This is a genomic window from Flavobacterium sp. SP2 (genome assembly GCF_057626655.1).
In genome coordinates this window covers 21,406-36,002 of the sequence record NZ_JBVHBT010000012.1, presented here as the reverse complement: position 1 = coordinate 36,002, position 14,597 = coordinate 21,406, and the positions used below count along the sequence as shown (strand labels likewise).

Annotated in this window: 9 protein-coding genes; all 9 read right to left on the bottom strand. The window is 29.4% G+C overall.

From position 1 onward, the window contains the following. Window positions 1-94: 94 nt before the first annotated feature. The gene (locus ACZ098_RS16925; protein WP_487312949.1) at window positions 95-526 is read right to left on the bottom strand and encodes a PepSY-like domain-containing protein; all 432 of its coding nucleotides are present in this window, start codon (window positions 524-526) and stop codon (window positions 95-97) included. 99 nt (window positions 527-625) lie between these two features. Next, window positions 626-3,040: an outer membrane beta-barrel protein gene (locus tag ACZ098_RS16920; protein ID WP_487312948.1), complete on the bottom strand. Its 2,415-nt coding sequence runs from the start codon at window positions 3,038-3,040 to the stop codon at window positions 626-628. 61 nt (window positions 3,041-3,101) lie between these two features. Continuing rightward, complete coding sequence (locus tag ACZ098_RS16915) at window positions 3,102-4,394, bottom strand: sensor histidine kinase (protein WP_487312947.1); 1,293 nt, start codon at window positions 4,392-4,394, stop codon at window positions 3,102-3,104. Next, window positions 4,363-5,040, bottom strand: coding sequence for a response regulator transcription factor (locus ACZ098_RS16910; protein ID WP_487312946.1), 678 nt, complete (start codon window positions 5,038-5,040; stop codon window positions 4,363-4,365). Before ACZ098_RS16910 ends, ACZ098_RS16915 begins: the two co-directional genes overlap by 32 nt. 149 nt (window positions 5,041-5,189) lie before the next feature. After that, window positions 5,190-7,217 (bottom strand): Piwi domain-containing protein, encoded by a 2,028-nt coding sequence (locus ACZ098_RS16905; RefSeq protein ID WP_487312945.1) that lies wholly within the window; start codon window positions 7,215-7,217, stop codon window positions 5,190-5,192. Between the two features lie 25 nt (window positions 7,218-7,242). Further along, entirely contained in the window at window positions 7,243-8,298 is a 1,056-nt protein-coding gene (locus ACZ098_RS16900; protein ID WP_487312944.1) for a putative phage abortive infection protein, read from the bottom strand. A gap of 46 nt (window positions 8,299-8,344) precedes the next feature. Further along, a complete protein-coding gene (locus ACZ098_RS16895; RefSeq protein WP_487312943.1) occupies window positions 8,345-10,411 on the bottom strand; it encodes a DUF262 domain-containing protein in 2,067 nt (688 codons plus the stop codon). Between the two features lie 10 nt (window positions 10,412-10,421). After that, window positions 10,422-10,625 (bottom strand): hypothetical protein, encoded by a 204-nt coding sequence (locus ACZ098_RS16890; protein WP_487312942.1) that lies wholly within the window; start codon window positions 10,623-10,625, stop codon window positions 10,422-10,424. 15 nt (window positions 10,626-10,640) lie between these two features. Then, window positions 10,641-14,594 (bottom strand): Eco57I restriction-modification methylase domain-containing protein, encoded by a 3,954-nt coding sequence (locus ACZ098_RS16885; protein ID WP_487312941.1) that lies wholly within the window; start codon window positions 14,592-14,594, stop codon window positions 10,641-10,643. Window positions 14,595-14,597: the final 3 nt, after the last annotated feature.

The following is a 14,597-nucleotide window of genomic DNA, read 5'->3' as shown; positions in this document are numbered from 1 at the left end:
TAGTTGGTAAATAATATTTTAAAAAAAAAGTTAATAGTAATCTGTAAATAAAAAAAGCACCCACACGCTATGTGTAGATGCTTAAATAATAAAACTAACTAACCTTGTCTTTTGTTATAAAATTACCGTTTTCATCAAAAAATAAATCTTTGCCTTTTATCTCGGCTTCGTATATAAGATTTCCTTTTTCGGTAATAATTTTAGCTGCTTCTTTTACTTTTTGATTTTTAAAATTAGCATTTAAGTATTGCAACGCTTTTTTAGGTAATTGACTAACTGTAATTGCAATTTCAGTTTCAATAATTTTTCCATTAGCATTGAATAAAACAGAGTTTTCTATTTTATTACTTTCAAAACTAGCTTCATAATTATTTTCCTCTTTATCCCATTTTACATTTTTTGCATTGGGATATTTTGAAATTAGAGATTTAGTTACAATCTCTGGGACTTTTGTTGCTTTTACTTTTTGAGCAAAAGCGATTGTAGATAACACTAATGCCACTACAATAATTACTGATTTTCTCATTGCTATTATATTTTTTTGAATTAATAATAGCCAAAGTTGTAAACCAATGTTGTAGAAATATTGAATTTTGAGTTAAAGGAAAATAAATTTAGTTATTTTTTAAAATTTATAATTATAACCCAATCTAATTACTTGTGTTTCGTAATAATCATTACTGGTGTAACTAAAATCCTGTCCTTGAATTTCTTTTTTAATTACTAACGTATTAAATAGGTCGGTTGCGTTTATAAAAAATTCTCCTTTACCGTTTTGAACTGATTTTTTTAGTCCTAAATCAATTGAAAATCGCGATTTTATTTTGCCTTGTGGAATAATATCTGGAGCTAAATAAATTGCCGTTACTTGAGCATCCACTTTTTTAGTTAAGTGTAATGTGTTGTTCCACTTTATATTTCCGGAGAAAACATCTTGTTTTGCTGCTGAAAACGTATTAGGCTCAGGATATAAATTTTGAACAGTAAACGCACCGATCTGATTGTAATAGGCATTAAGATTAAAATTGGAAGAATACCATTTTGCAAAATCTTGCGAAATTACCATTTCAACACCAGTATTGGAACTTTTATTTACGTTTTGAAAGATGGCATAAATTAGATTACTACTCGGAACAGTTGAAGCTATTCTTGTTATAGTAGCATTGGAAAAACGATGGTAGATAGCGGAATATAAATAGCCTTTTTTCAAGTTTCTTTTGAAACCTAATTCTACTAAATTTGTGAATTGTGGACGTAAACCTGGATTACCAACTTTGATAATTTCTGCATCGTCGTACTTTGGAAATATTCTAATATCTACTTCGTTTGGTCGGTCAATTCTGCGGTTGTAAAATAATGATATTTTGTTGTCATCATTGATTTTATAAGCAAAACGGAAATTAGGGAATGGTTCGAAATATGAATATCCATCTGTAGCATAGGTAGGATGATTGAGATCAACTTCATATTCTAAATCTAAGTATTCTAGGCGAACTCCTATTTCCGCTTCAATTTTATTGGTTTCATAAATGTAGTTTCCATAAACGGCTGGAATGATTTCTTCATACGTAGCTTTACCACCTGCACTAGCATCTAAAGGTGAATTAGTTCCTGGAAAGAATTGCATATTGGTTGGAATAATACGGTTTCGAAATTTGAACCCTGTTTCAATACGACCGTATTTTAATGGCTTTATGTAATCTATATTGAAGTCAATCACACTTTCATCAGATAGCAGTTTGAAAGCATCTTTACTGGTTGAAGTTGGCAAAATATTATCGAAGAAATATTTTTCATCTTCTCTGTGAAAGGTATAGTTGAAACCTATATTCAATATATGTCCGGCTTGTTTGAATTTATGTTGATAGGCAGCAGTTCCCATAACTGTTGTTTTTAATTCATCTTCTAAAAATTGCCAAAGTCGCAATCGCTCGGAATAGTCTGCATTAAAAAAAGGTTGGTCACCGTTATCAATAATTTTTTCAGAACCGAATAAACCCGAAACGGTTAGCGTATTGTAATCATCAATAGTCCAATCAATTCCCGATTTAATTGTTGTAAAATGGGTGTTTCGGTTTCTTTTTAATTGTTGGTTAATTAATGTGCCGTCATTGTATGTTCGTGTTACAAATTCATTTTTATTTAGGGTTTCTGTGTATAGATAATCGCCTTGAAAAAACGCATTAATTTTGTTTTTACGGTAATTGAGTGATAGCGTAGGATTGATTTTTGGTGTTAGTGAATATTGTGGTCTTATTGTAGGCAAATTTTCTTTTCGTTCCCACAAAGCACCGAAACCCGACGTAAAACCCACTTTACCATTAAAGCCTTCTTTTTTATTTTTCTTATAGATTATATTGATAATTCCAGCATTACCATTGGCATCGTATTTGGCTGATGGATTATTAATGATTTCGATTTTATCTATTGCTGAAGCAGGAATATTATCTAAACCCGATTGATTTCCAAAGCCAGTTAAAGCTGTTTGCTTGCCGTCAATCAATACAGTAACTTTATCATTGCCTCTAATTTGTACTTTTCCGTCTTGGACAGTAACACCAGGTAAATTTTGCATGGATTGTAAAATAGAGCCGCCACTTTGACTAATATTGTCAGCCATAGAAAAGGTTTTTTTATCCATTTTCTCGCTGACAGTATTTGTTTTAGAAACCACTACCACTTCTTGTAAGGTTGTAGCATCTTCTTCCAGTTCGATAGTTCCTTGATCTAAAAATTCAGAAAGTGAACCAACATAAACTGATTGTGTCTTGGTTTTGTAACCAATAAAGGAGAATTCTAAAATATAGTTTCCAGATTTTATATTGGCTAATGAAAATCGACCTTCCTCATTGGTTATTGTTCCGGTAATTAACTTATTGTCATTTGAAGTTTTTAAAGAAACATTTACAAATGGTAATGCAAGTTTCGTTGTCTTGTCTTTTGTGTTACCCGAAACTGTTACTGACTTATTTTGTGCCCTTAAATTTGCTACCATTAACAGCAGCATTGTTACTAAAAGAACGTTTTTAATTCGCATCATACTTTTCCCTTTTATTTTTTTTCAACAAAGGTCTGCATGGAGTTTGAAGAAATTCTGAATTTTAGAAAACTATTTCGAAGGTGTGCATTCTATCTATAAAATAGTAGTTGACCGCCCAATGGTTTGTATCTACAATCTTTTTAATAATGGATAATCCCAAACCATTTCCTAGAGAGGATGGATTGGATTTTGAAAAACGCTCAAACATTTTTTCAGTCTGCAATGGTAAAAGTGTTCCTGTATTTGAGAATGTTATACTATCATTAGTAAGTGTAACGATAATCTGACCATTTAGCTCATTGTGATTTATGGTGTTTAAAAATAGATTACTGATTAGCATTTCTGCTAGAAAATGATTTGAACTGACTACAACATTTTCCTCTAGTTCGTTAGTGATACTTATTTTTTTTGAAAGTGCTTGTTCACTAAAAAAGGTTAGTTGATTATTGATGATTTCGTGGAGATTTATTTTTTCAATCTCATAGTATGAATTGCTATCAATTTTTGATAGTACTAACAAATTTTTATTAAGCTTGACCAGTCTTGTAGTAGTATTGTTTAGGTCATCAATTAATTTGAACTGCTCAGAGTTTAAGTCTTTTCGTTGTAATATGTTTTCTAATTTTCCTTTAAAAATTGCAATTGGTGTTTGTAATTCGTGTGCTGCATTTTCAATGAACTCTTTTTGACTTTTATAAATTGAAGTGTTTTTTTCTATTAAATTATTAATTGAATGATTAAGCCTATTAAATTCTTCAATATCACTTGTGTTTAATTTTGAATTTGAACTTTTATCAATTTCAAACTTTTCGATATGTTGCAATGTTTCGTAAAATGGTTTCCACAGTGTTAGAGATAATCTTTTGGTTATAATGAAAAGTCCAATTAATAGTATAATGATAATTATGGTAAAAACTCCCATAATACTTATTGCTAGTTCTGAATTATCAACAAGGTTAATTCTTGCAGAGAATGTATAAGGTTTTTTATTTATACTTATAGGCGCTTTGAGAACACGATATGGTTCATTTTCTTTTACCAGATTGTGATAAAAACTTCGATTAAATAAAGTATCCTTAGAAATAGTGTGCTCAAAATTTTCAATTTGTAAATCACTACTTAATTTATTGAAAATTGCAATTTCATTCTCCTTAAGTTGTGGCAAATAAAAGTTTACAAACTCTTCTTTTTGTACCACAAGTGCTTCATCCGTTTCATGTAAATAGAGCCACTGCGTGATGAAAAAGAACAGTGGCACCCCGAAAAGCATTACTCCAAGAGAGAATAACATGTAGTATTTGAGTGTTTTTTGAAGTAGTTTTTTATTCATCTTCCCATTTATAACCTGTTCCATACACTGATTTTAGATAATCGGTTGCGCCCATTTCTTTGAGCTTTTTTTTCATGTTTTTGATGTGTGCATATACAAAATCATGATTGTCTAACATGTCCGCCATATCGCCAGATAAATGCTCTGCAATTGCACTTTTGGACAAGACTTTATTTTTATTACCAATCAAAAATAGTAATAAATCCATTTCCTTTTTGGTAAACTCGATTTTGTTGCCTTTGATTTTGACCGACTTGCTTATTGTATCAATTTCTATTTCATTAAAAGAAATCACGTTGTTTCCGTTGAATTGTTTTCGTCTAACCAATGCTTGAATTCGAACTAATAATTCGGAAAGATGAAAAGGTTTGGTTAAATAATCGTCAGCACCAAGTGTCAAACCTTCAATCTTAGTTTCTAAAGTGTCTTTGGCGGATATTATAATCACACCATCCGTTTTATTTTGACTTTTGAGTATTTCTAATATTTTAAATCCATCACCATCTGTCAACATTAAATCTAAAAGAATACAATCGTAGGAATATAAATCGATTTTCTCTATTGCTATCTTTAGTGTACTTGCTGATTCACAAACAAAATCATTGCTACTCAAGTAATTTTTAATACTTGTAGCAATTTCGATTTCGTCTTCTATTATTAAAATTTTCATATTACAAAGAAACTAATCAATTTTGAATGAATATTGAATTATCAAAATAATTCTAATCTAATAATAAATCCAAAAAACAACAAAAACAACAATTTGACTTGTACTAAACTTAGATTTCGTGCAGATGAATGTGGTAATGGCTATTTATATTACAAAAACCAAAGGTTGTTTTTACCGAAATCAGGTAGTTTGTCTCCTTCGAAATGTGGAAATATTTGTGCTACCATTTCTGGGTATTTTATGGTTACTGGTAGGTTTTGTTGTTTTATGGATTTCCAATACATTCGGCTGAATTGATATACTTGATCTATTAACTCTTTTACTGTTGGAATGTCTTTTAAATATTCTTCGTCTGTGCAGCTTAATGCTAACTTTACTGGAAATGGATAATCTTTTGTTGTGCCACTTATGCTGTATTTTGCATTATTGAATAGTAAGTATTTTAGCTTTGCTATTTCTATTATGGTTCCGCTTAATGGCATTAACGCTTCGCTACTAGTATCGAATGCTACATAGTCGTTTGCTTCTGTTTTATTGATTGTAATTATTATTACTGGAATATTTAATTTTAATGTTTTTAATACTTTTTGAATTGGGTCTATTTCTTCTTTACCCATCGGTTTGTAGTAGTGGATTATTAAACGCTCGACATCGTTACCATTGTCAACCACGAAGTTTAATATCTTCTTGCCAATTGCTCCGGCTATTAAATCATATTCGTTGTCACGGAAACAATCAAATCCTTTGAACTCTCCTTTGTTGTTGAAACAAAAGGCACTGCCCACAAAGCGCGTATTGGTTTCGGCTGATTTAAAAGCACCAACACCTACAATTAATTCTTGTTTTAACTCTCTATCTAATCGCCACGGAATACCGTCTATTTTTGCCAATAGTGCAGGCGTTATGTTTTCTAGGAATGCACCAAAATAAGTATTGTTTATACTTTCTTTATAGATTACTTGTGAGGTTATTTCGTGTTTTAATAGTTCTTCTTTTACTTGGTAATATAATTGTTTGTTGTCTTGGTCTTCTTTATGAATTGGACTTATGTAAATTGCTACATATCTTGTATTTGGTGTTTTTTCTAAATTGATTAGATGGTGTTTTAGTTCTTTTACAGCTGTTGTTGTACTTTCAAAAGCTAAACTGGTATCTTTATCCATATAGAATGGTTGTTTGATGTGGTTTTTTAGTGCTGGGAAATAACCTTTGAAACCTTTATCAAAATAAGTGTAAAGAGGCAGTACATAATCTTGTCTGTCTGGTTTGTGATAAATGAAGAAAAAACGAACATTTGAATGAGGACTTGCTTGGTGTGGACCAAAACTTTTCATTCCCACTTTAGGGTCAATACCTGTATTGTTGTAAAACCTTAAATTGTTTGAGTTGTAATGTGTGTGATGTACTTCATTTTCTGGAATAGTAAAAAAGCCATTTTCATCTAATGGTAGTATCCTTTTAAATGCTTCTGTGTTTAGATAGTTGCTGTAAAAATCGTTTATGTAGTTAAAGTATGGTTTATATCTATTTCCTTTTTTTGGTACGCTGTGAGGTATGCTGAGGTGGTTCTTTATTGGTATGTTTAGTAATGGAAATACTTGTTCGAGGTTTTGTTTTGCTTCTTCTGAAAGTAAATCGAATTTGAATATTTCTTTTTTATATACTACTGTTTTAAAATAGTTTGATGGAATGTCTATCTTATCTATACTTGTTGTTGCAATTTTGGAAGTTCCGTCATAAGAAAGGAGTAATGCAGGACTTTTTGTTAGACCTGAAAACTCTACTTTTAAAGTGTATTTATTGTATGTTTTGTAACCTGTTGCAACTGCTTTAGTGTCTATAAACCAAACCTCAATATCTTTAACGTAATTGAATTGTATGGCATCTGCAATAGCATAAAAATAATTGTAAACCAATCTTGTATAGTAGTGCTTTGCAAAAGTAGTGCTGTGAAACATATCTACAGATGCCACCATTTCACAATCTTGTGTGTTTGAAAAATTGGAATACAAGAATTTGAGGTCTTGTAATTCTGTCTTAAAATTATCCCATATCTCATTGGGCAAATCTCCTCTATGAATAGGATAGAAGCCGTCTTTTTTTTCTTTGTAAAAACCAAACTCTTTCTTTACCGAAGGATGTTTGAATGGGATGATGTTTATTTTAAGGTTTTCCAAATTATAAATTATTTTTTTTAAATTATTACCATTCTTCTGACTCGAATAAAGGGTCTTTATCTCTGTTTATTTCTTTTTTGAAATCTCTATTAAATTCTTCGATAGTTTCTAATTTGAAATCCTCGTGAATAATATCGTTATATAAATTATGTATCATTCTATAATCTGTAAAGAATTTGTTTTTAGTAGAATTATCTTTATCAACTTCATCTTTTTGCTCCCATTGATTGCCAAATCCTGAACGCCAGTTGTAAAATAATAATGCTTGTTCTGGGTTTGATAATTGAGCTCGTAATATTCTTAGATACTTCCTTTTTTGTTCATAAGATAAAAACGATTCATTTTGATTTGCTACAAATTTTACAGTTAAATATAAGTGTCTATATAAGTGCGCTAAATATGTTGAATTTCCTGTAAAAAGGTCTTTTCGAGATTTATTTGCTTCACTTCTAACACTATCATAAATTTTATGGTCAATTTCTTTATCTTCCTCCTTAATACTGTCGTTATTTATTTTTTTTAAATCAAATTTTAAACCGTTTTGATTTGAATGTAAGCCAAAGAAAAATATATGATATGCTTTTTTAAGTATTTTATTAGGTTCTATTTTTTGCTTTTTATCCTTTTTTAAAATTCTTTTTATTGTATCAAATATTAATTTTAGTTCCTTGTCTAATTCTTCAAATGCTTTTCTACCATTTGTACTTATTAAATTTGATTGGGGATTTCTTATACCTTTTATTATAGTTTTTGTTTCTGAAACGGAAACTTCATTTACATTCTCCTTATGCAGACGTAACATTTCATAAAACTGACTTTCAAATTGTTGAATCTTAAATTGTTTTTGAACTTCTTGATTGGCTTTATATTGAATGTAGAACGCCATAAAAGTCAATATAGAAGCAGATATTGCAATAAAAGGACTCATTAAACCACCAATTGTATCACCAATAGCACCTTTATTTGTAAAATCTAAATTATCTGTAAATGCTTGTTGAGTGAAAATTAATGGTGCAATAAATGAAACTAATAGAAAAACTACTGTTAGAGTTAATCCAATTGGAATGTAGTATTTTTTCAATAGTGTAATAGTTTCTTTTACAAAGGTCATGTCGACTAATTTTTTTTTATTGCTCATACTTTATTATTAATTCATCTTCTAATTCAAAAGCTGACAATACTTTTTTCAATTTGTTGAATTTTGAATTACTATCAGTGTTTACTTCTATGTAGTAAGTATCATTTATAGCATATGCGCTTCTTGGTTTGTCTTTGTCTGTCGTTAGACCTAATGCTTCTTTTAGATCAGTTAATAGAAATTTTGATGGACTTTCTGTGAATAAATCAGTTATAATGTGATTGTACATTTTGGAAAACTCTTTAGTTACTACTAATTCGTCTTTGTATGTATAATATTCTAGTTTTTTATGCTTTGGTTCTGGTGCATCAAATAGCGTATATTCTTCATCGTCATTGTCTTCTGATATTGTAATGCTTGGGTATTTCCAAATTGATGTATAACGATTGTAAAGTAATTTAAAGCGTTCTTCTAGTTCCTCAACATTCCAAACGTCTTTAGTTTTTAATGCTTCATTCATCCAAAGATTACTGTATGCATAACCTTGTCGTCCTTCCTCTTTATTCATATCTCTTTTTTCAGAGAATGACTTGTTTCCTAAAGCTCCATTATTACCTGATAAGGTTAGGTTTGCTATAGTGTTTAAGTATTTTTCAGAAAATAATTTATAATCCGTATCAGTAATATCTGATTTCCATTTTATATCTGGATTTTGCGGAAATATGTGTTCAATTGTAATGTCAGCAGAACTTAAATCTACTCTTTCTGGATTTCTGAAATGTTCCATTTGCTCAAAATAGTACAATCTGTTTTTTGCTTGTGTGTTGTATAAGTCTTTATCTTTTAAAGCAGCTTCTATTTCAATATTATTAGGAAACCTTTGAGAGCTTCTTTTTTTAATTAATGCCTTTTCTATTGATTTTAAATAATTACTTCTATCAACATCTGTATACAATGTCATGAATATTTTATTTAATGCATTGGTTGGTAATCCTACAATAAATCGACGCCAAGTATAAGATTGAATTAGTCTTAACACTTCAATAAACGTATTTTTATCAATATCATTTGTAATATAATCATCATATACCGGCAATAGGAAAGGATAAGAAACATTTATTTCTAATTGTTTTATGCTTCTTAATTCTCTTTGTATTTCTACATCAGTTTCGTTTGATGGGTTTAAAAGTTTATTGTAGATAACTGAATATTGCTTAATAGTTTGTAATGTATTTTGATAGAAATCTACATCACGTTTTTTGAAGCGTGCTTTGAACTCTTCATACACTTTACTTTTGTTAGGTATCTTTTTATTGATTAATGTTAGATAATCTCTTATTAGTTCTGAAACCTTGCTTTCTTGTGAGTTTTCAATTTTTGCATTGTTTTCTATAATTTCCCAATAGTTTTCAAATACTCGTACTTGCTCTCTCGGTTCTAGTCCCATAAGGATATAGTTTCTAATTAAGTCTGCTTGAGATAATTCTAAACCTGTTGAGTTTAAACTTTCGAATATACGCTGTGGATCGTCTTTACCACGTTCTAATGAAATTTCTACAAACAATAAACGGTTTAAACCTTCAGTAACTATTGAAAAATTATCATTATTAAGTGTATTGTAAAAGAAATTGTAATTGTCAATTATTCTTGAATATTCGTTATAATCACTTGGACTATTGTCATTCATTAAGAAACGGAACGCTTTTGCATTTACATCAGTTTGCTTTAACTTTAATTTGCTACTATCTTCTTTTACAAAACGATTTATTAATATTGTTTCGTTAATTTCGGCAGCTTTTTCTTCCATATCATTAGCTAAAGCAAAACGGTATAATGCTAGATATAACAATGTCATTGTAGTCAAACGCTGTTGTCCATCAATAATGACTAATTGTTTTACATCAGAAGAAGTATAGACACCATCATGAATAAATACAATACTTCCAATGAAATGAGTATCATCATTACTGGTTTTATTTCCTACCTCGATTATGTCTTCCAATAGTTGTTTGCATTCAGCCGTTGTCCAATCGTAATTTCTTTGATAGACAGGAATGACAAATTGCGTTTTATTTTGAGTTAAGAAGTTTTTAAATACTGTTTCTGTGGCTTTCATATTGATTATTTTATAGAAGTTTATAGCAAATTACTTTATCTTCATTAGCTATTAAAGTAAAGCCATGATTTAAAACTAATAGTCTATTTATCTCCATTGGTGTTTGAGGAATGCCATTGAAAAAAATTGGATTTTCTTGCGCAAACTGAACGGTTGGTAATTCAATTAAAATACCATTTATATCTCTGTATATTACAAAATGATTTCTATTCATGATACTTATTTTTGTTTAATTCATTGGTTTTATCATACTTTCTATAAAGTCAATTTCAGGCTTACTTAAATCATATTTATCATATAATTGACTATCAATTTCTTGAATTGACTTAGTCCAATCAATATCTGAATCAGATTTAAAGTTTTGAAGCGGAACGAATTTATATGTTTTCGATGTTCCGTGGTGACTAGCTTTAGAAAGACTATGCATAAATCTTGCAAACTTGGAAGTGAAATATTTTGTAAGATTCATTGCCGAATTACCATCTAATTCTAAATTTGCACCAATTACAATGTAGGTTTCTGTACTAATAGTCCCCGGTTGACCTACAAAGGAATTAAAATTGTCATCATTTAATTCAGTACCTATATTATTTGCATATGATGTGAAAACCTTGTATTTATCAATCCATTCTTTATTAACAGTAATTTCTTCTTTATCTAAATATCCAATTGTTTTACTCTTACCATAACAGATTATAGGATTTTCAAGTCCATTTTTTACAAGCCTAAATATTTTATTATTTTTAGTAATATTCCCATCTAAACCAAAAGGTCTTCTAGATGAAACATAGTTTTGAAAGCTTTCGAATTGGTTATTATTTTTAATTTTATTAATGATTGATAAAGATTTCCAATGTCTAATGAATATTTCAGAATCATCAGTTCTCAAAGAACGAATATTTGTTTCAGGTGTTAAATCATTGTTATAAGTAAAAACTTTAGTTAAGTCTTCTGAATTATCATGGTTTTTATCTCTTAAAAAGTAACAAATACCTCCTCTTAAATTAATGTTTTGAAATATTAATTCTGGTTTTAAGAAATCATGCAGCTCTGAAATGTGAATATCATTAAGCATTTCATCTCTAAAACTATCCAAACCTTTACCACCCGCAAACCATCTCGTTGGCATAATCATTGAAATATAACTCGGATTAAGTTTTTTTGCAATATCAACAAAATGATTATAAATAGGTTTTGCGCTAGCTTGAGCACCACCATCTTTTTGTTGATATGGAGGATTGCCAACTATAATATCAAATTTCATATTTTCATTATTTATTAAAATACTTTGTTTTTTTATCAATTTATTATTTGCAATCAAATCATACGAAGTGTAGTTTTCTTCGATATGATTTACATCTAATTCAAGTAGTTTATATACTTTTCTTGTAAACTCATAAGCAATTTTTGATGTCGGTATAGAGTAAAAATTATTAGCTGCCTCTCTACCAAATTTTTTATATACTGCGTAAACAAATTCTCCTTGTTTTGCTGCTATATCTAATTGTAATGTTGAATTATTAACAGCATTTTCAGGTATTGAATTAATTATTTTCTCTGTTACGATTTCTGGTGTTACAATTTCTGAATCAGATAAACGACTAAATTTTTTCATAGCACTGCTAGCCCTTTCCATTGGAGGTAGTCCGGCATCATTTGCTAGAGTGTTTATATTTTGAATTTTATAATCCAATTCACTTAAAATAAAAGGATTAATGTGTTTTTGTAATAAGATTAGAACATTTTTATTTAGTTCTAAATTTAAAGCAATGCGCTGCTGTTCTACATTAGTATCAATTTGATTAATTAATTCGTGAAGTGATTTTACTCTAGAATCTGTTAAGAATGCAAAGAAGAGAATTCTAGCATAATACATAGCAAATTGACCTTTATAATCTACTTCTTCCTCTGAATTACCTGATTTAGTGACTTTATCATTTGGTTCACCATCTTCTGTTGGTTCATCACCTGGATCAATATCATCACCATCACCCTTAGTTGGTTTTATTTCTAAACCCTGTTTTGAATTTATTTTGCCTTGTTTTTCTATTTCAAGCCTTATATCATCAATGTTTAAAAGAGAATAATCAACAGCTATTGTTGTAGCTTCGTCAAACACACTTCTTTCACTTGAATACTTTCTGATAGCATCTAAAATATCGGCAGGTTGAACTTGAACAATTTTATTATTGTTTAAAACAACTATTGGAGAGATTTCCAATTCTCTTTTTATTCTTTCCTCTAATTTACTATTACCATTTGACTCTGTATTTACATTGTAAATTTGGGATTTATGTTCCTGCATTTGGAACATTCTATTAGGATTGAAGTCAACTAATAAGGTTTGAGGTTTCATGTTGTATTTAACAACATCACCACTTGGCTCTTTGAAGACTTTTATATATTGATTTTGTAAACGGAAAATAGCTTGGTCATATTCTTGAGGTGATGCCGTATCTTTAAAGTAGAGCATTGTATCCCATTGGGAAACAGTACTACCTGTAAGCATTCTATTTACTGTCAATGTTATTGTTTTAACATTGTTAGCCTCGCAAGTTTTTATTTTTCTTTTAACTGATTGAGTGTCTTTATAAATTTTATCACTATCAACTCCTGAAATATTTATGATTTCATAGGAATTAAGATTTTTAAATTTATAGTTTTTTAATAATTCCTCTAAAGCATCACATGAGGCACGGAAAGGTAAAACACACACAATATGTCTACACATATTTCCATCTTTAATTTTGTCATATTCAAGAAAGCTTAATAAGTTTTCATCTTCTTGTGAACCATCAATAACCTTAAGCAAATCAATTATTTCGTGCTCGTAAATGAATTTTTTATGATTGTCATTTACTTTATCTTTTGAAATAGATTTTGGTTTGAATAATGTTGAAAAAGCATAGGTTATACCATGCTTTTTCAATTCTTCCATTTTTTTACGAGAAGATTCGTTTGGATTAAAAGCAAAACGTATCATTTGGGGAAAACCATAATATGGATTATCCCATTCTTTAACCTCGTCTTTATTTAAATTATCCGAATCCCATTTTGCTTGATCGTCAGCAATATCTGAAAATTGATAAAAAGCTATTATATCATCATCTGTGAATTCACTATCCATCAAAATACGATATGGTGTACCAGAAAGGTGTAAACGAACTTTAGAATTAATAAATTTTGTAGTCGCATCAAGCTCATCTAACGAATCATCGTTTAATTTTTTTTCGCTATTAATTTCTTTTGATGTTAGCTTTGATTCTAATAAGACTTTACCATATTCTTGGGCTCTAGCACCAAAGTGAGTTTCGTCAATTATAAGTAAGTCTATTTTATTTTCAAATATTTCTTTGTGCTTTGTTTTTATTGAATCACCTTGCAAATCTTGTAAAGTAAGGAATATAACTATTTTCTCGTTTGCTTCAAGTTTCTCATTGATTATAGTATCACTTTGTAAAAGTGAATTACTATCAAGGAAACTATATCCATCAAATTTTAAATGACTTTCTACTGTTTTCTTCCATTCCTCTTTTACATCAGCTTTTGCAGAAACTACCATAACAAATTTTGCCTTCATTTCTACTGCACAGCACATAGAAGTGAAAGACTTACCAAAACGCATTACAGCATACATTAAAAGATTTTTTCTGCCTTTTTTTAATGCTTTTGTAAAACTATCAATTGTTTCTTGTTGATTTGGACGAGGTTCATAATTTTGTGTTCTAGTGTAAGTTTGAGTTATTGGAATACGACTGTTATCAAATTTATAAAACTGGTATTTTAAATCATTATTTGCATAACTAGTTCCAATGTCTTTGATAGCATCTTCTACATCACTTTTAGAAGTGTCTTTAAAAAATTCATTAGAGTAATATGGTATATCTTTAAATGTCTCACGTTGCAATCTAGCCTTGCTACTCTCTTTTTCTAAAAAATAATGAATGGAATGGTCTCTAAAAAAAGTCTCATTATCAACTTTTGCAATACTCTCAAATTTTTTTTCAAGATTTGGAAAATATTTTCTCCATTCATTTAATCTCGTTTCTATAGGTCGATAAGTATCTCCAACTTTAAGGTAATTTGGTGTTGTTTCAGTTGTAAATGCGTAAATATGTGGTTCAACTCTACCAAATATTATTTCGTTTAATATTTCAATATCTATTTTATTGATTTCAGACATACT

Excerpts from the sequence above, each read along its gene's own strand:
- ACZ098_RS16885 (WP_487312941.1), bottom strand. The coding sequence starts at position 14,594 with ATGTCTGAAATCAATAAAATAGATATTGAAATATTAAACGAAATAATA.
- ACZ098_RS16920 (WP_487312948.1), bottom strand. The coding sequence starts at position 3,040 with ATGATGCGAATTAAAAACGTTCTTTTAGTAACAATGCTGCTGTTAATG.
- ACZ098_RS16915 (WP_487312947.1), bottom strand. The coding sequence starts at position 4,394 with ATGGAACAGGTTATAAATGGGAAGATGAATAAAAAACTACTTCAAAAA.
- ACZ098_RS16910 (WP_487312946.1), bottom strand. The coding sequence starts at position 5,040 with ATGAAAATTTTAATAATAGAAGACGAAATCGAAATTGCTACAAGTATT.
- ACZ098_RS16890 (WP_487312942.1), bottom strand. The coding sequence starts at position 10,625 with ATGAATAGAAATCATTTTGTAATATACAGAGATATAAATGGTATTTTA.
- ACZ098_RS16895 (WP_487312943.1), bottom strand. The coding sequence starts at position 10,411 with ATGAAAGCCACAGAAACAGTATTTAAAAACTTCTTAACTCAAAATAAA.
- ACZ098_RS16925 (WP_487312949.1), bottom strand. The coding sequence starts at position 526 with ATGAGAAAATCAGTAATTATTGTAGTGGCATTAGTGTTATCTACAATC.